This is a genomic window from Pseudoalteromonas sp. HL-AS2, from assembly GCF_031198805.1.
Taxonomy (GTDB): Bacteria; Pseudomonadota; Gammaproteobacteria; order Enterobacterales; family Alteromonadaceae; genus Pseudoalteromonas; species Pseudoalteromonas nigrifaciens.
The window spans coordinates 988,899-1,008,268 of the sequence record NZ_CP133571.1 but is presented as its reverse complement, the minus strand read 5'-3'; the positions used below and the strand labels follow the sequence as shown (position 1 = coordinate 1,008,268).

General features: G+C 39.2%; 16 protein-coding genes. 6 read left to right on the top strand and 10 right to left on the bottom strand.

The window, feature by feature from the left end; genetic code table 11:
- Nucleotides 1-249 carry a 30S ribosomal protein S16 gene (gene rpsP, locus RB215_RS04785; protein WP_011327633.1) on the bottom strand — a complete coding sequence of 83 codons (249 nt, stop codon included), beginning with the start codon at nt 247-249 and terminating at the stop codon, nt 1-3.
- A gap of 260 nt (nt 250-509) precedes the next feature.
- Nucleotides 510-1,889, bottom strand: a complete 1,380-nt coding sequence (ffh, locus tag RB215_RS04780) for a signal recognition particle protein (RefSeq protein ID WP_011327632.1) — start codon at nt 1,887-1,889, stop codon at nt 510-512.
- A 252-nt stretch (nt 1,890-2,141) separates the two neighbouring features.
- Between ffh and RB215_RS04775 the strand changes: the two genes are divergently transcribed.
- Nucleotides 2,142-2,948, top strand: coding sequence for an inner membrane protein YpjD (locus RB215_RS04775; protein WP_011327630.1), 807 nt, complete (start codon nt 2,142-2,144; stop codon nt 2,946-2,948).
- A 61-nt stretch (nt 2,949-3,009) separates the two neighbouring features.
- Complete coding sequence (locus tag RB215_RS04770; RefSeq protein WP_140391177.1) at nt 3,010-4,278, top strand: HlyC/CorC family transporter; 1,269 nt, start codon at nt 3,010-3,012, stop codon at nt 4,276-4,278.
- 59 nt (nt 4,279-4,337) lie between these two features.
- Here RB215_RS04770 and RB215_RS04765 read toward each other — a convergent pair whose 3' ends face one another.
- Nucleotides 4,338-4,949 carry a hypothetical protein gene (locus RB215_RS04765; protein WP_193038679.1) on the bottom strand — a complete coding sequence of 204 codons (612 nt, stop codon included), beginning with the start codon at nt 4,947-4,949 and terminating at the stop codon, nt 4,338-4,340.
- Between the two features lie 133 nt (nt 4,950-5,082).
- Complete coding sequence (gene gshA / locus RB215_RS04760; RefSeq protein ID WP_208834224.1) at nt 5,083-6,660, bottom strand: glutamate--cysteine ligase; 1,578 nt, start codon at nt 6,658-6,660, stop codon at nt 5,083-5,085.
- A gap of 427 nt (nt 6,661-7,087) precedes the next feature.
- On the opposite strand from gshA, the gene RB215_RS04755 reads away from it, so the two are divergent.
- Complete coding sequence (locus RB215_RS04755; RefSeq protein WP_309216960.1) at nt 7,088-8,635, top strand: PAS domain-containing methyl-accepting chemotaxis protein; 1,548 nt, start codon at nt 7,088-7,090, stop codon at nt 8,633-8,635.
- 61 nt (nt 8,636-8,696) lie between these two features.
- Here the strand turns inward: RB215_RS04755 and clpB are convergent, their stop codons facing one another.
- From clpB to rluD, 3 genes are all read right to left on the bottom strand, one after another.
- Nucleotides 8,697-11,273, bottom strand: a complete 2,577-nt coding sequence (clpB, locus tag RB215_RS04750) for an ATP-dependent chaperone ClpB (RefSeq protein WP_011327625.1) — start codon at nt 11,271-11,273, stop codon at nt 8,697-8,699.
- A 97-nt stretch (nt 11,274-11,370) separates the two neighbouring features.
- The gene (gene pgeF / locus RB215_RS04745) at nt 11,371-12,105 is read right to left on the bottom strand and encodes a peptidoglycan editing factor PgeF (RefSeq protein WP_309216959.1); all 735 of its coding nucleotides are present in this window, start codon (nt 12,103-12,105) and stop codon (nt 11,371-11,373) included.
- A complete protein-coding gene (rluD, locus tag RB215_RS04740) occupies nt 12,105-13,082 on the bottom strand; it encodes a 23S rRNA pseudouridine(1911/1915/1917) synthase RluD (protein ID WP_011327623.1) in 978 nt (325 codons plus the stop codon). Before rluD ends, pgeF begins: the two co-directional genes overlap by 1 nt.
- A gap of 141 nt (nt 13,083-13,223) precedes the next feature.
- Between rluD and RB215_RS04735 the strand changes: the two genes are divergently transcribed.
- Nucleotides 13,224-13,988 (top strand): outer membrane protein assembly factor BamD, encoded by a 765-nt coding sequence (locus tag RB215_RS04735; RefSeq protein ID WP_182678528.1) that lies wholly within the window; start codon nt 13,224-13,226, stop codon nt 13,986-13,988.
- Nucleotides 13,989-14,052: 64 nt separating this feature from the next.
- Here the strand turns inward: RB215_RS04735 and glnB are convergent, their stop codons facing one another.
- The gene (gene glnB / locus RB215_RS04730) at nt 14,053-14,391 is read right to left on the bottom strand and encodes a nitrogen regulatory protein P-II (RefSeq protein WP_011327621.1); all 339 of its coding nucleotides are present in this window, start codon (nt 14,389-14,391) and stop codon (nt 14,053-14,055) included.
- A gap of 160 nt (nt 14,392-14,551) precedes the next feature.
- On the opposite strand from glnB, the gene RB215_RS04725 reads away from it, so the two are divergent.
- Together RB215_RS04725 and RB215_RS04720 are read left to right on the top strand one after the other, a co-directional pair.
- A complete protein-coding gene (locus tag RB215_RS04725; RefSeq protein WP_011327620.1) occupies nt 14,552-15,103 on the top strand; it encodes a GspH/FimT family pseudopilin in 552 nt (183 codons plus the stop codon).
- Between the two features lie 75 nt (nt 15,104-15,178).
- Nucleotides 15,179-15,715, top strand: a complete 537-nt coding sequence (locus RB215_RS04720; protein ID WP_309216958.1) for a GspH/FimT family pseudopilin — start codon at nt 15,179-15,181, stop codon at nt 15,713-15,715.
- Between the two features lie 6 nt (nt 15,716-15,721).
- Here RB215_RS04720 and RB215_RS04715 read toward each other — a convergent pair whose 3' ends face one another.
- Entirely contained in the window at nt 15,722-16,147 is a 426-nt protein-coding gene (locus tag RB215_RS04715; RefSeq protein ID WP_086993276.1) for a type IV pilin protein, read from the bottom strand.
- A 19-nt stretch (nt 16,148-16,166) separates the two neighbouring features.
- Nucleotides 16,167-19,370 carry a PilC/PilY family type IV pilus protein gene (locus RB215_RS04710; RefSeq protein ID WP_309216957.1) on the bottom strand — a complete coding sequence of 1,068 codons (3,204 nt, stop codon included), beginning with the start codon at nt 19,368-19,370 and terminating at the stop codon, nt 16,167-16,169.

Genomic DNA, 19,370 nt, shown 5'->3' with positions numbered 1-19,370 from the left:
TTAAGCCGCTTTACGAGCGTCTTTTACTAACTTAGCTACGCGATCTGAAAGAGACGCGCCCTGACCTACCCAGTGTTCAACACGTGGTAAATCTAAACGAATTTTTTCTTCTTGACCTGCAGCAATTGGGTTAAAAAAGCCTACTTTCTCGATGAAGCGACCGTCACGCGAGAAACGGCTATCCGCAACCACAATTTGATAGAAAGGGCGTTTTTTAGCGCCACCACGTTGCAAACGAATAGTTACCATACCGTCCTCTATAAAGATTGACTGTTTTCATTAATAAGATTTACTCCCCAGAATGGGGAGCTGGGGAATTGTACGAGTTTTTAGCAACAATGCAAGTAAGAAGTGATGCTAAAAGCCAGTTTAGTAGGTTAAAGCGTGATCTCAACTTTAAATTAGCGTTAATAGCGTTTAGCACGCATAATTTATTCAACAAAAAAGGAGCCATTTGCTCCTTTTCATATATTTTATATCGTTACATTTAAGCTACGTTAAACTCAACTTTAAAATTTAGGGCCACCGCCACCCATCATTCCCGGCGGTAACATACCTTTCATGCCGCGCATCATTTTGGTCATGCCACCTTTGCCTTTCATTTTTTTCATCATTTTTTGCATTTGGGTAAACTGTTTTAGTAGTTTATTAATTTCTTGTACTTGCGTACCAGAACCTGCTGCAATACGTTTTTTACGTGACCCTTTAATGATTTCTGGACGGGCGCGCTCTTTTTTTGTCATTGAGCTAATAATGGCTTCCATTTGAATGAAGGTTTTATCGCCCATTTGGCCTTTAACAGCATCGGGTAAGTTAGACATACCTGGCAATTTATCTAGCATCGACATCATGCCGCCCATGTTTTTCATTTGCTTAAGTTGATCCGCAAAGTCATCAAGGGTAAAACCAGCGCCTTTAAATACTTTTTCAGCGACTCTAGCAGCTTGCTCTTTATCTACTTTCATTTCGACTTCTTCGATCAATGAAAGTACATCACCCATGCCTAGAATACGTGACGCTATGCGGTCAGGGTGGAAAGGCTCAAGTGCATCAATGCGCTCACCCACACCCATAAATTTAATTGGCTTACCGGTAATATGACGAATAGATAAAGCAGCACCACCACGCGCATCACCATCGGTTTTTGTTAATATAACACCGGTAAGTGGCAGGGCTTCGTCAAATGCTTTAGCTGTATTTGCCGCATCTTGACCTGTCATTGCATCTACAACAAACAAGGTTTCGATTGGGTTAATTGCTTTGTGAAGATTTTTAATCTCATCCATCATGTCGCTATCAACATGCAGTCGACCTGCAGTATCGACTAATACCACATCAATAAATTTCTTTTTCGCATGAGAAATAGCTGCGGTTGCTATATCAACCGGCTTTTGCGAAATATCACTTGGGAAAAAATCAACACCCACTTCAGCAGCGAGCGTTTCTAGTTGCTTAATTGCTGCAGGACGGTATACATCGGCACTTACTACGAGTACTGATTTTTTTTTGCGCTCTTTTAAAAACTTAGCCAGTTTAGCAACACTGGTGGTTTTACCAGCACCTTGCAAACCCGCCATCATAACAACAGCAGGGGGTTGTGCATTTAGGCTTAGCTCTTCGTTGGCTTCACCCATGGCTTTTTCGAGTTCTTCACGTACTATTTTTACAAATACTTGGCCTGGGCTTAAGCTTTTTGTAACTTCAACACCTACCGCACGCTCTTTAACTTGTTTTACAAAATCGCGAACAACGGGCAACGCCACATCGGCTTCTAAAAATGCCATGCGCACTTCACGAAGAGTGTCTTTAATATTCTCTTCTGTTAGGCGGCCACGGCCACTAATGTTTTTTAAGGTTTTACCTAATCGTTCTTGGAGATTCTCAAACATATTACGGTTCCGATAAGACGTTTATACCAATCCAATTAAAGCGCCTTTAACTCTCTGCGCTGTATTAATAGAATTAATATTATTAAATTTCAATTAAAAGCAGTATACCGTAAATGGTGTCTTACAATACAGTGTTCAAGTACAGCTTGTTGAGTTTCTTTTTTTAAGGTCTATGCATTTGCTTTGCTATAAAATACAATGGCTATATAACAATCATTAATTATTTGACTCAAATTAAGTGGCCCAAGCACAATGCTGATTATTAGCTTAACTATTATTGCCAGTTTATTTTATGTGTTAGCAACGTCTTACGTGCTCTCACGGTTGTTTCATCAACAAGGCCCTAGCCAAAAGCTAACTATTATATTGAGTACTGTGGCTATTTTGGCGCACATGCTGTTGTTAGTAAATTCGGTTTTTAGAGCAGACGGACAAGATTTAAGTATTGTCAATGTGGCGCTTTTAACCTGCTGGGTTATTGTGATTTCTGTCACTACGGTATCGTTAAAGTTTCCGGCGACCTTATTATTGCCGGTCGTGTACGGCTTTGCTGCACTACTAACTATGGCAAGCTTGTTTATACCACACCATATTTTACTGCAAAGTATTGATGTTGATGTGGGCTTAGTAACCCATATTTCGTTATCATTACTCGCTTACTGTATTTTAATTATTGCTACTTTATATGGCGTACAATTTTACTTTATTGATAAGCGCTTAAAGCGTAAAGATTTAGCTATTGTACACAGCCATTTACCACCACTAATGGTGGTTGAACGCCAACTGTATCAATTGGTTAACTTAGGTACTATATTACTCACTTTGGCACTATTGTCGGGATTTGTATTTCTCGATGGTATGTTCGCTACTCAATTTATCCATAAAACGATATTATCGCTTGTTGCATGGTGTATTTTTGCTGTGATTGCGCTTGGCCATATGAAAAAAGGCTGGCGTGGTAAACCTGTGGTTATTGCTATTATGGTTGCTGCTTTTATTCTTACACTGGCTTATTTTGGCAGTCGTTTTATACAAGAAGTTATTCTAAATAAATTTTAACTTGACTCTACTAACTCACTCTAGCCTAATACACGCTAGTTTATAATAAAAGGATCCATCGTTGGACGCCATATCGACCAGTACCTTGTTTATCATTTTAGGTTTTTTGGTACTTTTTTCTGCTTATTTTTCTGGCTCAGAAACCGGAATTATGTCAATCAATCGTATACGCCTGCGACATCTCACCAAAGAGAATCATCGCGCTGCTAAACGTGTCAGTAAATTACTTAGTCGTCCGGATAGGCTCATTGGTTTAATTTTAATCGGTAATAATTTAGTTAACATTGCCGCTGCACAAGTTGCTACTATTATTGGTATTCGTTTATACGGTGATTTAGGTATTGCTGTGGCAACAGGTGCGTTAACCTTAGTAGTGCTTATTTTTGCAGAAATAACCCCAAAAACACTTGCTGCTCTCTACCCTGAAAAAGTTGCCTTCCCAAGTTCTGTTGTGCTTAAAGGATTACTAAAAATCCTTTTCCCATTTGTCGTTGTTATTAACTGGCTAACCAACGGCATATTGCGGTTATTTGGTATTAGTGCGGCACAAATAGATGAGCACAGCATGAGTAAAGAAGAGCTAAAATCAGTACTTAATGAGTCTGGTGCACTTATTCCTGCGCGTCACCAAAGCATGTTGACCTCAATTTTAGATTTAGAACAAGTAACCGTTGAAGATATTATGATCCCACGTAACGAAATTGTGGCCATAGATATTAACGATGAATGGAAACTTATTAGCCGCCAACTGACTCATGCACAACATACGCGTGTATTGTTATATAGAGATAACATAGATGACGCGGTGGGGTTTATTCATTCGCGTGATGCGCTTAGGTTACTTACAAAAGAGCAATTTGATAAACCATCGTTGCTACGCGCTGTACGTGAAATTTATTTCATACCTGAAGGCACATCACTAAATACGCAGCTATTAAAGTTTCAGCAATCTAAAGAGCGTATTGGCTTGGTGGTAGATGAGTATGGCGACATTCAAGGTTTAGTTACCCTAGAGGATATACTTGAGGAAGTGGTAGGCGATTTTACCACCACCCAAACTCGTACGCCAAGCGAAGAAGTAACCACACAAACCGATGGCTCGTGCATTGTAGATGGCGGTGCTAACGTGCGCGACTTAAATAAAGAAATGGGCTGGGAGTTTCCACTCGACGGGCCTAAAACACTCAGCGGCTTAATAGTTGAGTATTTAGAAAACATTCCTGATGCCAATTTAAGTTTGCGTATTGCCGGCTACCCTATTGAAGTACTTGAAGTAAAAGAAAACATGATAAAGCTGGTTAAAATACAGCCGAAAAAACGTAAAAAATAAACTAAAAAAGGAGCCAATTGGCTCCTTTTTTGTAGGCTAAATAAATACAACAGATGTTATTAGCCAAAAAACAAACGCTCTAACCACCCTTTATTTAAATCTGCTTCACAACGCTTTAACTGCGCACCATAACGGCTCGCACGGTGTTTTACTTTATTAGCCACACCCATTAACCATTTTTTCTTTTTGTAAGTACCGCGTTTGTAACCGCCCCACCCTTCGTGATAATTAAGATACTGACCGTAGGCATCCCATTTAGATACGCCGTTTATTTTATGGGTTTTATAAGCAAACCAGCCCATAAAGTCGATAGCATCATCAAAGTCGTCTCTATCGGCGCCACTATTCTTACTTTCACGAATATAATCAGACCAGGTCATCGTTTTTGCTTGTGAGTAGCCATAAGCAGAGCTTGCTCTACCGGTAGGAATAATCCATAAGAAATACTGCATTGGTGGAGCTGCGTCATGTTTAAACGAGCTTTCTTGGTACATCATGCTCATAAGTACGTGCTTGGGAGCGCCCCATTTTTCTTGAGCATCTTTGGCACCAAAGTACCAACTTCTTTTTTCTTCAAAAATTTTACAAATATCATCAGGCTGCTTTGGTGGAGCTGTGGCACAACCGGCTAAACTAAGCGCTAATAATAAAACAACTACATTTTTTTTCATTTGGTTTATCTCGCTGAACTTTTGCAAAAATCAGTAGTCTGATTTTAACAATGCAGCAGAGCAGCATTGTTTCTTCCCTAAAATAATTACGCAGCTACCTTGAGCTGCGTTTTTTTTGCTTAAAACTAACTATTTATTTAGGATCAAAATAAGCATTTAAAAATGCGGTAAATGATACTGAGTCACTTTGCTCAATAGCACGCTGAGCGTCGTTAGAGCGTGTAACTTGCTCCTCTAACCATTGCTTTGAAAACACTTGATAGTCTGCAGCTTGATGGCTTTGCTTATACTTTTCAGCAATTGCTAGCGCATAATGGCCGTTATCTAGCCCTGAAGCTTCTAACTCAGCTACATAACGCCCAGAATATGTAAGTTCTGGGTTATTAATCCAAGTTGCCATGCGCTCAATAGTACTTGAATAATAACTAACGCCGTAGGCAGTATCCATGTATTTTGCCACTTCACTTAATTGCGAAAATATATCTTCACCCCAAGATTGAAGGGTACGCGGTTGATTAAAGTAATTAAGTTCAAGGCCTTTTTCTCGCCCTTTATTTACTACTGTATCAAGATTTTCTGTGCTGCGTGTTTGCTCTTCCCAATCCATTGCCGGTGAGCTTTTTAATAAACAATAAGTTAAAAACACATCTAAAAAGTGGAACTGCTCTATATCTATGCCCACTTCACTAAATGGATTAACATCTAATGCGCGAATTTCGACATATTCAATACCGGCTCTAAGTAGTGCATCTGTTGGTGTTTCACCGTTTTTAGCATTACGTTTAGGGCGAATTGGCGAATAAAATTCGTTTTCTATTTGCAGAATATTCTTATTTAACTGTTTTGGATTTTCGCTGGTGTAATCGTCAAGGTTGCCGTAAATATCTGAAGGTGTGTTAATTGATTTTTTCAAACCAGCTACATATTCATCTAACGAGTTATACATTACACGCAGTGATGATTGTGCGCTATTGGTGTAACCTAAGTTACCTAAGCGCAGCGCAGTGCCTACTTCTAAATACAGGGTGCCTTTACCTAGCTTTTTAAATGGTAAATCGGTTTTTCTACCCTGTAAAAACGAACTACATAACGCAGGTGATGCACCAAATAAATAACTGATCAGCCATAATTCACGTTTAAAATTACGAATAAGCGCTAAGTAACCATCAGATATAAAATTCTCTAAACTAAGGTCGCTATTTTTTAGCGTATGTAATGACTGCCACAATGAATCTGGAAACGAAATATTAAAATGCACACCAGCAATAGCTTGCATCATACTGCCGTAACGGTTTTTTAACCCTTCACGGTAAAGCGTTTTCATTTGCCCTACATTTGAACTGCCAAATTGCGCAATAACTATGTCGTCTTGATGTTCAATAAAGCACGGCATACTAATAGGCCAAAGTAATTCGTCACCCATTTTTTCTAGGGTAAACTTTTGTAAGTCTTTTAATTGCTGCAGCGTTTGTGTGGACGATTCACTAACTGGGGTAATAAATTCAAGTAACGACTCTGAAAAATCGGTCGTAATTTGGCCATTGGTAAGCGCACTGCCCACCCCTTCTGGGTGTTTTTGTGCAGAGATAACGCCATCACTTTTAATTCTTAGTGACTCACGCTCAATACCACGTTTTATTCCGTTAATTGCATGTTTATGCTGCGTTACTGAAAGAGCGTCAAGCGCGTTTGTTAGATCATGTGTTGCCAAAAAATACTTCCTCGAGCCAAGTGGCTTAATCATAAGGTTATGGGGTCTAATTACCTATACTCAAGATAAATACTAAGAAAAAATACTATTTATAGTTCTATTGTATCTGCTTTGCTTTAAACACGCTTTATTTAACGCCATAAACGATAATCTTGCCATTGCTATACAAAATATACAATTGCTTTGCACTATTATTTATCTTATCAAAACAAAAACTAACCGTACTAAAGTAAATAATTAGCTAACTATTAGCCGTATTAGTCCCATACTGGTATGTTATATATAGCTTATATAACTTTAATCTTGATTTAGATCATAAATACAGGCAATAAATAAACTGAGTGACCTTCATAATGGGATTACCCTACTACCGCTTTATATAAGCAAGTATAATAGTAAGTATTACAAAGGATGATTAAAGAATAATATGCGTCGTAATCAAAGCTTAATAAATGAAGAAGTGACCTTCGAAGAACAACAAGAACTGGTATCAACAACTGATTTGCGCGGAGTGATCACTTACGCTAATCAAGCATTTTGTACTATAGCCGGGTATGATATAGCTGAACTTATGGGTAAAAACCATAGTATAGTACGCCACCCCGACATGCCAAAAGCTGCATTTAAAGAAATGTGGGAAACATTAAAGCAAGGCCACTCTTGGCGCGGCGCAGTTAAAAACCGTTGTAAAGATGGCCGCTATTACTGGGTTGATGCATTTGTAACTCCTATTTTTGAGCACAGCCAGTTAATTGGTTATCAATCTGTAAGAACCAAATTAAGCCCACAGTTAAAACGCCGTGCAGAACTATTTTACAGTAAAGTAAATGCTAAAAAGTCATTCTTTAATTGGCGCGAACGCACAAGTTTAAGACAAAGCTTAAGTGTATTTGCTTTATTATGTTGGTTAGTTGCAACTGCTGTATGCGCTTCATTTGCTATTGCACTAATTAGCTTAGTGGTTTGCTTAGTTATACTTGCTTTAAATTATGATGAGCTAATAACAACGCCAAGAATATTGAATCAGCAAAAACAACAGGCCGATTCTATATCTCGTTATATATATAGTGGCCGACACCCTCACAGTATTAGTGATTACAGAGAGCAAATGCTAAGCGCTAAATTACGCACTGTACTGGGGCGTATGAAAGACTCTACCTTAAGCTTTAATGATATTGCTTTAAATTTAGATCAACAGTCAACGCTCACAGAGCAAGGCATTTCATCGCAAGGCTCGCAGCTTGAGCAAATAGCATCTGCAATGGCGCAAATGAGTTCGACTATAGGTGAAATATCAAGTAACACCTGCACCACTGCCGATAAAGTAAGTGTTACTTATCAAAGTTGCTCCGATATAAAAGTACACATTGCCGATAATAATGCCATGGTTTCTGATTTAGCCGTTCAGGTAGAGCAAGCAGCAACAACCGCTAACAGCCTAGCGTCAGAAGCCGATAAAATTGGCCAAGTAATGAGTGAAATTGAAGGTATTGCCGAGCAAACTAACTTACTTGCGCTAAATGCTGCCATAGAAGCTGCAAGAGCAGGTGAGCATGGCCGTGGTTTTGCTGTAGTTGCCGATGAAGTAAGAGCGCTTTCATCAAGAACACAAAATGCCACTGCGCAAATTCACAGCTCAATAAAGGAAATTCAAGACACCTTGTTTAGCTGGTCAAAAATAATGCAAAACACGAAGCAACAAGCCGACAGTTGTGTAAATACTACAACGCAAACACAGCAAGAGCTTGATAGCATTTTCACTCAAATTAGCGAAATAGCGCAACTCGCTACTGGTATTTCGGCTGCTGCAGAAGAACAACAAGTAGTGAGCCACGACATAGGTACTAATGTAGAGCAGATTAAAAACTTAGGTGATGATAATTTAAACTTAAGTTTTAATGTTGCCAGGGGCGCTGCTGAGTTAGTTGAAGGCTCAAGAAAGATCAACGACTTACTGCTTACTTTTAAAATTTAATTGTCAGCACAAATAAAAAAGCCGCTATGTTAGCGGCTTTTTCGTTTTTACTTTATAACGCTTAACGGCTTGAAAACACTAAACCGTCGTCATTTGCATCAATTACAACAACACTGCCTGGCATATAATCACCATTGAGTAATTTTTGTGCTAATGGATTTTCAATCGTTTGTTGAATAGCTCGTTTTAACGGACGCGCACCATAAACCGGATCAAAACCACTTGCGGCAATACGCTCTAAAGCAGCGTCGCTTATCTCGAGTAAATAACCCATTTGCGTTAAACGCTCACGTAATTTACTTAACTGAATATCAGCAATCTCTTTAATGTGCTCGTTAGCCAGTGGGTGGAAAACAACGGTTTCATCAATACGGTTAATAAACTCAGGTCTAAACTCATTGATTAATACATTCATTACTTTTTCTTTCAAAGTAACGTAATCGTTATTACCCGCTTGCTCTTGAATTATATCTGAGCCTAAGTTTGAGGTCATGATGATAACGGTATTTTTAAAATCAACCGTGCGTCCTTGACCGTCGGTTAAACGTCCATCATCTAAAACCTGTAGCAAAATATTAAACACATCTGGGTGTGCTTTTTCTATTTCGTCCAATAAAATAACTGAGTAAGGTTTACGACGCACGGCTTCGGTTAAATACCCGCCCTCTTCGTAGCCAACATACCCAGGAGGCGCACCAACTAAACGTGCTACTGAATGTTTTTCCATAAACTCAGACATATCAATACGCACCATGGCACTTTCGGTGTCGAACATATAGCCGGCGAGTGCTTTGGTTAATTCTGTTTTACCGACCCCGGTTGGGCCTAAAAACAAAAACGAGCCAATCGGGCGATTAGGATCGGCAAGCCCTGCTCGTGAGCGGCGAATAGCATTAGCTACCGCTACAACGGCTTCATCTTGTCCGATTACTTTTTCATGTAGCTTTTCTTCCATCTGCAATAGTTTTTCTCGCTCACCTTGTAGCATCCGCGATACTGGAATACCGGTCCAACGAGAGAGTATTTCGGCTATTTCATCTTCGCCCACTTGGTTTTTTAGCAAGGTCATTTCTTGCATTTCTGCTTGCGATGCTAAATCAAGTTTACGCTCAAGCTCTGGTATGCGGCCATATTGTAGCTCCGACATACGCTGTAAATCGCTGGCTCTTCGAGCTACATCTAAATCAAGTCGTGCTTGTTCTAGCTCAGCTTTAATAACTTGAGTACCTTGTAAAGATGCTTTTTCGGCAGTCCATATCTCATCAAGCTCATTGTACTCTCCTTCAAGCTCGGTGATCAGCTCTTGCATTTCAGTACGGCGTTTTAAACTTGCTTCGTCTTTTTCTTTGGCGAGTGCGTTATCTTCAAGTTTTAATTGAATAATACGGCGTTCTAACTTATCTAATGACTCTGGTTTTGAATCTATTTGTAAACGAATAGAAGAGCCCGCTTCATCTATTAGGTCAATTGCTTTATCGGGTAATTGACGGTCACTAATATAACGATGCGATAATTGCGCAGCAGCAACGATAGCAGGATCGGTAATTTCAACAGAGTGATGCAGCTCGTAGCGCTCTTTTAGGCCACGTAATATAGCAATAGTATCCTCAACCGAAGGCTCCTCTACCAATACCTTTTGAAAGCGACGCTCAAGGGCGGCGTCTTTTTCAATGTATTTACGATATTCATCAAGAGTGGTGGCACCTACGCAATGTAATTCGCCACGGGCAAGTGCCGGTTTTAGCATATTGCCTGCATCCATTGCGCCATCACTTTTACCTGCGCCTACAATTGTGTGTATTTCATCAATAAATAAAATCACTTGACCTTCTTCTTTAGCCAGTTCATTTAATACTGATTTTAATCGCTCTTCAAATTCGCCGCGGTATTTAGCACCGGCCACCAGCGCGCCTAAATCAAGCGAAAGTACCCGCTTGTTTTTTAATCCCTCTGGTACTTCACCATTAATAATACGCTGTGCTAAACCTTCGGCAATCGCAGTTTTACCTACACCGGGTTCACCTATTAATACTGGGTTGTTTTTAGTTCGGCGTTGTAAAACTTGAATTGTTCGGCGAATTTCATCATCTCGACCAATAACCGGATCAAGCTTACCTTGCTCTGCACGTTCGGTTAAATCTATGGTGTATTTTTCAAGTGCTTGGCGTGTTTCTTCAGCATTTGGATCATCAACCTTTTGCCCACCACGCACTGCATTAATGGCCGTTTCTATTTTGTCGGAGGTGATATTTAAGGTTTTAAAAATATTACCCAGCGGGCCTTTATCGTCGCAAGCAGCTAATACAAACAGTTCGCTAGAAATATATTTATCTTTACGCTTTTGCGCATACTTATCGCATAAGTTGATCAAGGATATAGTGTTGTTCGATAGCTGCACATCGCCGCCTACGCCTTCCACTTTAAATAGTTTTTCTATTTCTTGGGAAAGCTTAGTATTAAGCTCGTCAGCACTAACACCTGCTTGTGCTAATAACGCGCGCACGCTAGAACCGCTTTGCTTTAACAAAGCATACATTAAGTGTACCGGCTCAATAAATTGATGATCGCGGCCAAGGGCTAAAGATTGCGCATCAGAAAGCGCAGACTGAAATTTACTGGTAAATCTATCTAAACGCATTGGGGTTACCTATTAATAAAACTCATTGCTTAAATAATGGGTATGTTAGGGGGGTTGTTCAAGGTGTTGCAGAAAATATAATCATTATATTGATAAATTAGTTGCGCCAGATCAAGCTTGCCATGCGTCCGGTTTGGCCGTCGCGTCGGTACGAAAAAAACTGTTCAGTTTGAGAAACCGTACAGTGCTCACCACCGGTAATATTTATAACCCCTAATTGACGCAATTGAATACGTGCAAGGTGATAAATATCGGCAAGGTACTTTTGGTTTGCACACGCTTTAAACGCTTTGGCAAACAAAGGGTTTTGGGCATTAAACAATGCAAACACCTCGCTACCTACCTCAAATTTATCAGGCCCTATTGCGGGACCTAACCAGGCACTTATTTCACTTTTTTTGGCATTAAAGCAGTTTAGCGTATTTTTAATTACACTTTGCTCTAATCCACGCCAACCAGCATGTATGGCAGCTACTTCTTTTCCATCGTTACTGGCAAGTAAAATGGGCAAGCAATCGGCGGTCATTATTGCCAAAGGCTGAGCAACTAGTTGTGTATATAGTGCATCTCCTTGATGGTGAGCGTTAAATTTAAATAGCCCATCAACAATGAGTACATCGCCACTATGAACTTGATCTATCCATACAGCACTATTTGGCAAATGCTTATCCAACAAAGCACGATTTTTTAATACCTGTTGTTTATTATCACCAACATGCAGCCCTAAATTTAAACTCTTAAACGGCGCTTCTGAAACACCGCCTACACGTGTGGTACTTAATGTACTCACACCTGTTATAGGGACTTGCCATGCTGCTGATAAAAACTGCATTATCTATCTATGTCAGGATTAGCTTTTGTGTCTTCACGCAGTGCCAGTGTCATAGCAACCATGTCATCTGGAATAGGTGCTTGCCATGTCATCATTTCACCCGTAATTGGGTGCGCAATACTTAATTTAACCGCATGTAATGCTTGGCGTTTAAAACTACGCAGCAATTCAAATAACTCAGGCGTTGCCCCTTTAGGTGGACGCGGACGGCCGCCATAAGACTGATCGCCAATAAGCGGATGATTTAAATAAGCCATATGCACACGTATCTGGTGAGTACGACCGGTTTCAAGGCGTAAACGTAAACGTGTATGAGCACGAAACTTTTCAGCAACACGGTAATGCGTAATCGCTGGCTTACCCTGTTCATGTACATCCATATGCGTACGTTGCGTTGCATGGCGGCCAATAGGCTTTTCAACCATACCACCAGCGGTCATTGTGCCATTGCAAAGCGCTTCGTATTCACGCGTGAAATTTTCACGTTTTTGCAGTGCGGTTACTAAATGCGTTTGTGCCGGAATAGTTTTAGCTACCACCATAAGGCCTGTAGTGTCTTTATCTAATCGGTGCACAATACCCGCGCGAGGTACATTAATAATTTCTGGGTGGTAATGTAGCAATGCATTTAGCACTGTGCCATCTGGATTACCTGCACCAGGATGAACTACCAAGCCCATAGGTTTATTAATTACCAAAATATCATCATCTTCATAAACAATGTCTAATTTGATATCTTGCGCTATGTATTCACGAGGTGCTTCAATGGTTGTTTCAACATTAAGTACTTCACCACCAAGCAGTTTAGTGCGCGGTGTGTTGAATATTTCGCCATCAACGGTGATTTTATCATCCAAAATCCACGTTTTTATCCTTGATCGTGAATAATCAGGGAACAATTGTGCTAATACTTGGTCTAGACGTTTACCACCTAAATCGGTTGGAACGTCGGCTTGAAGAGAAATTTGCTCTGACATTAGTAATTTTACCCAATTTACCAGTGCAAGCTTTGCTCGACTGGGTTAGAATCGCTTTTAATAAAAGCATAATATAATACGCATAGTTTACTCGGTTTTACCGACTTGGCCTAGCCGTAGACAACGAAGGTAACAAATAAAATGATAAATAAAATAGGGAAACGTGCATTCGCCATTGTTTTTTCAGTTTCAGTGCTTAGTTTAGGTGCTTGTTCGTCGGCTCCTGACCAAGAAGACATTCAACGTGTACCTAATAAATCGGCTCACGCTTTGTATGAAGATGCCAAGCAAACTTTAGATTCTGGTTTATATGCACGCGCAATTGAACTTTTAAGTGCTATTGACTCTCGCTACCCGTTTGGCCCATTTTCTAAACAAGTACAAATGGATTTAGTCTATGCGCATTACCAATCGGGTAATACCGAGCAAGCACTAGCAACAATCGACCGTTTTATTCGCTTAAACCCAAATCATAAAGATTTAGACTACATGTATTACATGCGTGGATTAGTTAACATTAAAGCCGATAAAAACGCATTCCAAGAATATTTTGGTGTTGATAGAGCTGACCGCGATGCTAACCGTACACGTGTGGCCTTTACCGATTTATCAACCTTGGTTAAGCGTTTCCCACAAAGTGACTACGCCCCAGAGGCAAAACGTCGTTTAGTGTGGTTGTTAAACCGTATGGCAAGGTATGAGCTAAAAGTGGCCAATTACTATTATGAACGTGAAGCCTACTTAGCAGCTGCTAACCGCGGTAAGTTTGTAGTAGAACATTACTCTCAAAGCAGCTACTTAAACTCTGCACTTGAAATGATGGAAAAAAGCTACGATAAGCTAGGCTTAAGTGAGCTTAGCGAAGACGCTAAACAAACACGAATTTTTAACAGCAGAAATAAATAATTAATTAAAAAGGCGCTTACTAACTTGAGTAAGCGCCTTTTTAGCGTACTTGTTGTAATAAAGCTTAAATAGCTTCTTCATCTTCCTCTGCAGTACGAATACGCACAACACGCTCAACTTCAGTGACAAATATTTTACCATCACCAATTTTTCCTGTTTGTGCCGTTTTAATTATTACCTCAATTGCACGGTCAACATCATCATCGCCCAGTACAATATCTAATTTAACTTTAGGTAAAAAATCAACCATGTATTCCGCACCACGATACAACTCGGTATGGCCTTTTTGACGCCCAAACCCTTTAACTTCAGTTACTGTCATACCTGTAATGCCTACTTCTGATAGGGCTTCACGCACATCATCAAGCTTAAAAGGTTTAATGATTGCTTCTATTTTTTTCATATTAATTACTTTTTAAAGCTACAGTTGCCTCGATTTTAGACAATCACAAGGCTCATAGCAAACAAAGTGACTGTATTACGGTGATAAAACAATCTGTCATGCTATGATTATGCTAATAAAAATAGCTATACTAAAACAATAAGTAACCTACGGGATCAATATGAAAAAAATACAATACGGATTCACTTTACTAGAGCTGATGGTGACAGTGGCTATTGTAGGCATTATTGCCACCATTGCATTGTGGAACAGTAGCGACATGCTAGAGGAAAACCGCGCCGAGAACTTTTTATTAGAGCTAAAACGTAATATTAGTTATGCACGCGCGCAAGCGGCAAGCACCGATGAAATAGTCGTTGTATGTCCTGCTTCTAGCGCTAATGTTGCAAGCAATCAGCCAACTTTAACTTGTCAAAGTCAATGGGGAGCGACGAGTAGTGTTATTTTATTTGTCGATGCTGATCGTGATGGCAACTACAAAAAAGATAATGATAGCCTATTGCGTGTAATGGAGGCCGTTTCTAGAAATGATAAAGTGGAATATAGCGGTAAAGTTAACAGCCTTCGTTTTAACACCAGTGGCCGCATTACCACAAGCCCTGGGGATTTTATATATTGCCCTAATAGCGATAACGAGAATAATAAAGCATTAACTGTATCTCAATCGGGCACTGCCTTTTACGTTGGAGACACCAACCTTAAGTGCAGTTAAAAACAAGCTCCATATTGTTATTTTTTGATTATTTACTAAACTAAAATAATCACCTCTCCATTTAAGGCTTCAGGGATGAAGTTAATAACATATTCAACTAAGCATAATGGTATAACCTTACTTGAGCTAATGGTAACAATTGCTATTGTGGCTATTATTAGCCAGCTTTCTATGTGGTTTTTTCCTGATTTTTTAGCGCTAAACCGTGCTGATAATCAAGTAAACTTATTACACCGAAATATTAACTATGCTCGCCTTTACGCCATAGAAAACGGTACATACGTTACTTTATGCGCGTTAAAAAACAATGAATGTCAAGAAGGTGATTGGGAGGAGCAAATATCGTTATTTATCGATAACGATAAATCTACTTCTCTTAATAACGATGAGCTAATGCTAAGCACCTTTGAACACACCCATGAGTTTGATAGCTTAGAGTACCCCCGAGAGGCACTTACTTTTAGGCCCGATGGCTCATTAAACGGTTTTCAAAATGGGACTTTTATATATTGCCCTAATAGCGATAAAGCCAATCTGGAAGGATTGGCTTTATCTGTAAGTCAAACTGGCAGAATACGTATTAAATCGACTGATAAATGCCAGGAAAGGTAACTCTAATTATCTTCCCCAACAATAGTCAATATCCTTTCCTTCGTTTGTTTTTGCTCCTTGCGCACCTTTAGTACCTATATCAGTTATAGATAGTGCAGTGCAATCACCATCTCCTTTTACCGGCCCTGCAATAGGTTTTGCTGTGATTGTAAAAGTATTTTTATCAACTACTTTAATCGCTAATTCGAAATGCCCATTCTCTGTTTTACTTTGAATCCCTAAATCACTCGCTAATTCTGTATACTCTCTGTTATCTACAAAGTACTGCTCTTGCTTATTAGCTGCATCTAATAATGCAGCAACTGCCTCTGCGCGCGAAGCACGCTTCACATACTCTGTATAATTAGGCAATGCAATTGCTGCAAGTATACCGACGATAGCAACTGCTATCATCAGCTCAATTAAGGTAAATCCATGTTGCTTTTTATTCATTTAAACACCCTTAATCATCTTAATTAGATTTGATTTCGTCGTTTTCTTCGCGCTTATAAATGTAAGTTTGCTGGGTTTTAAAACCAAACCCTAGCGCTTTATCTTTTACAAGTTGTATTTTACCATCAACAACTTTTAATCCTGGCCCTGTAATTTCAAGTGGTTGAAGCGGGTTTTCTGCATTCTCACCTTTAATACCCGGGCCAATTAAATAAAACTGACTTTCTCCAGCTTCGTTCTCACCAAAGTATAACTGTGGAGTATCAGGTACTTCATTACTTGTATCAAACTTAAGTTTATCATATACCTTAGTTCCATAATGAAGATGAAAAGCATAGAGTGAACCACCACCACCACTAAGTGAACATTGATTTTTAATTGATGAATCTAACGTTGGAGTAAAAGATGTAAAATAAGCAACACCACCAACGACAGTTGCTGCAGCTAACGACTTCTCACCTGTCGCTAGTTTATAACGCCAGCCAACAAACTCATTAGCTAGCTTATCTTCCAATATTTCAAACTCAGTTGGCACCTTTTTTTCATCGTCTGACGGGACACTATCTAATGCACTTTCAAATGGATCATCATTCATGTCCATTAAGTTAGCTGGTTTGATAGCCGCGGGCTCTTTATCTGTAAATGACTGCGTAACTGTATTTTCATCTCTAATCATAAATAATTCATCAGCTGTGCCTTCTCCATTTGGATTTGAACGATTTCCACTTCCAATCACAATTGCATCGTAGGGGGTATCTAATCGAGTGATGACGTCTCCAGTTATTGTAACCTTACTAAACATAGTTCTTGCCACTACAGGCTTGTAAAAAAAGCGTCTATCGGCATCACTACCAAGATCAGCTAACTGAAAATGACTAAATTTCCCTTCATCTGATATATCTATACGCCAAATACCTCCACCAGTATCTGCCGCATATATCCGGTCTGTATAGCCATCATAATTAGAATCTAATAACGTTACATCGGCAGCAATACTATATTTCCCTTTAAATTCGGTATCCTTAGATGCATCTCCCTTAGGTGCTAAAATCCAAACCTTTTCACCTGTTTTTGCATCAACGATATAAATACCGCGGCCAATTTTATCTTCCGTTTTTATATTAGCTTTATCGGCATCATTCGAATCTTTATTAATATCATAACCAGCCCCAAATATTAAAAGGGGTGTATTTCCTTTTGATTTTATATAAGCAACTTGGGGTTTAGACCACGTTTGGCCAAGGTTTTTAAATTTCCCTTCACCGCCCTTAATAGTCCACATTAAACTTGGAGAGTCTGGTTTCGTAATATCCAAACCATAATAATTACGGCCACCTCTGCGCATACCTACCGCAGCCCAGACTTGGTCGCCTTTATTTGCGTTAATAGTTCCATCATTTAAACCATTACCATTTAGGCTCTTATTGTTGAAATAAACGCTAATAGGTCCATCTATGCCGTATTTTTTACCACTCTCTTTTTCACGAAGAGGCTTAATGATTTTGTATAGGTCAGAGGGAATAAACGCCCAACTTTCACTAACTTTATTATTAGTATCATCATCTTTAAACATATGTAAAAAACCAGCATTAGTGCCAATTAAAATACGAATATCACCGTTACCATAATCTATTGCAACTGGCTTTGAGTGTAGTGGATCACCAAATATATCACCGCGCACTGCAGATGTTGAAAATTCATTATCAACATCAACTCCACGCGCCCAATCTATAGTATTTTTTAAGTCAGATTCATTTACATCAAAAATAACAGCAGCTTTTTTATTAGTGTCATAGGCACTTTTAATTTTATCAAGATTAAAATCTATTAATGCATTAGTATTTGCGTTTGTAAGTATTTTGCGAGTTTTGTCACTGCTTATTAATGCAGCATTTACTCCACCCTCTTTTACAGAGCTACCATCGGAAGTTCCATCAGCACTCCAAAATGTATGCGCACTCGTTTTTATAAGGCCATCACTATCAAACGCCTCAATATCTTTGGAATCAATAACTTTGTTACCTGATAATTTCAGTTTTTTTAGATTACCACGCCATCTTGTATGCTTTTCAGGGTAAAACATACCTAAGTATATGGCATCTCGACTCCGAGTTTGATCTACATTATTACTTGCAACTGAAGGGGCTGTAAAAGTACTATTTTCCTGTCTAATCGCTGCTACAGCATTATTTAAAGCTTCAGAAAGCTTTTCTGGTGTAGTTGCAGGCAAATTTTTACCACCACCTAATGTTGAGGCTTGTTTTAATAAGTTTTGACCATCTGCAGTCATACCAGAGCCAAACCCAATCGTATATAGACGCCCTGTTTCATTAATATCGGGAGTAGAAGGGTACAAATCGACAATTGTGTCGTCTGTTCCATGAATGATTTTAGCTAATTGATGCAAGTAATTATCGTAAACATAATCACTTTCTATCAAGGGTTCATTGAAATAATAATTATGGACAGCACTTATTGAAGCATCGCTCGCATTATCACTATTTTTATTATTATAACGTCCCCCCCATCTGTCATACACATATCTAGGAGATGGATCTCCATCAGTCATATAAATAATATTGATGGAATTATCACAACGTTTAGCTTCAGCTACGCTATCAGCAAAAGGGGAGATATAAGTGTAGTTATATACATTTCCCCACTTCTTACAACGTTTTCTCTTCCATTCTATGCACTGCGTACCAATAAAATTTTTATTTTCAACAATAGTATCCCTCTCTGATTCACTAACTTGCTCGCCATAGTACACACTTTGTCCTGTTATGTATAAATAAGCCTCCCAGAGTGTTTCCGCTAATGGTGTTCCGCCACTTGCAGGCAGATTATTAATAGATGCTTTTATGGAATCGGGCGAACTACCGATGCCATTTAAAACATAACCTCCTTCGTTACCATTAAAGCGCATTAATCCGAAATCGATTGAATCCTTATTATCATCGACTACTTTACTCATAGCCTTTTGGGCAGCTTCAAGCCTGCTATCAGAGCATAATATTCTATTATCTGACCAATCTTTACACTCTTTACCAGTGCTTGATGAAAAAGCCATACTCCCGGAGGTATCAAAAATTAATAGTACTCGCGGCTTTTCATCTGAGTTAGCATCTTTATTTACATAAAGCTCGATATCCTCAGCGTATGCCTGCATATTAATTGCTGATGTAAATAATAAAACGAGTGCAACATAAAGTTTAAATTTCAT

What these genes read in the sequence shown, in the direction of transcription:
- rpsP (WP_011327633.1), bottom strand. Translation starts at nt 249, where the DNA reads ATGGTAACTATTCGTTTGCAACGTGGTGGCGCTAAAAAACGCCCTTTC.
- ffh (WP_011327632.1), bottom strand. Translation starts at nt 1,889, where the DNA reads ATGTTTGAGAATCTCCAAGAACGATTAGGTAAAACCTTAAAAAACATT.
- RB215_RS04775 (WP_011327630.1), top strand. Translation starts at nt 2,142, where the DNA reads ATGCTGATTATTAGCTTAACTATTATTGCCAGTTTATTTTATGTGTTA.
- RB215_RS04765 (WP_193038679.1), bottom strand. Translation starts at nt 4,949, where the DNA reads ATGAAAAAAAATGTAGTTGTTTTATTATTAGCGCTTAGTTTAGCCGGT.
- RB215_RS04755 (WP_309216960.1), top strand. Translation starts at nt 7,088, where the DNA reads ATGCGTCGTAATCAAAGCTTAATAAATGAAGAAGTGACCTTCGAAGAA.
- clpB (WP_011327625.1), bottom strand. Translation starts at nt 11,273, where the DNA reads ATGCGTTTAGATAGATTTACCAGTAAATTTCAGTCTGCGCTTTCTGAT.
- pgeF (WP_309216959.1), bottom strand. Translation starts at nt 12,105, where the DNA reads ATGCAGTTTTTATCAGCAGCATGGCAAGTCCCTATAACAGGTGTGAGT.
- rluD (WP_011327623.1), bottom strand. Translation starts at nt 13,082, where the DNA reads ATGTCAGAGCAAATTTCTCTTCAAGCCGACGTTCCAACCGATTTAGGT.
- RB215_RS04735 (WP_182678528.1), top strand. Translation starts at nt 13,224, where the DNA reads ATGATAAATAAAATAGGGAAACGTGCATTCGCCATTGTTTTTTCAGTT.
- glnB (WP_011327621.1), bottom strand. Translation starts at nt 14,391, where the DNA reads ATGAAAAAAATAGAAGCAATCATTAAACCTTTTAAGCTTGATGATGTG.
- RB215_RS04725 (WP_011327620.1), top strand. Translation starts at nt 14,552, where the DNA reads ATGAAAAAAATACAATACGGATTCACTTTACTAGAGCTGATGGTGACA.
- RB215_RS04720 (WP_309216958.1), top strand. Translation starts at nt 15,179, where the DNA reads ATGAAGTTAATAACATATTCAACTAAGCATAATGGTATAACCTTACTT.
- RB215_RS04715 (WP_086993276.1), bottom strand. Translation starts at nt 16,147, where the DNA reads ATGAATAAAAAGCAACATGGATTTACCTTAATTGAGCTGATGATAGCA.
- RB215_RS04710 (WP_309216957.1), bottom strand. Translation starts at nt 19,370, where the DNA reads ATGAAATTTAAACTTTATGTTGCACTCGTTTTATTATTTACATCAGCA.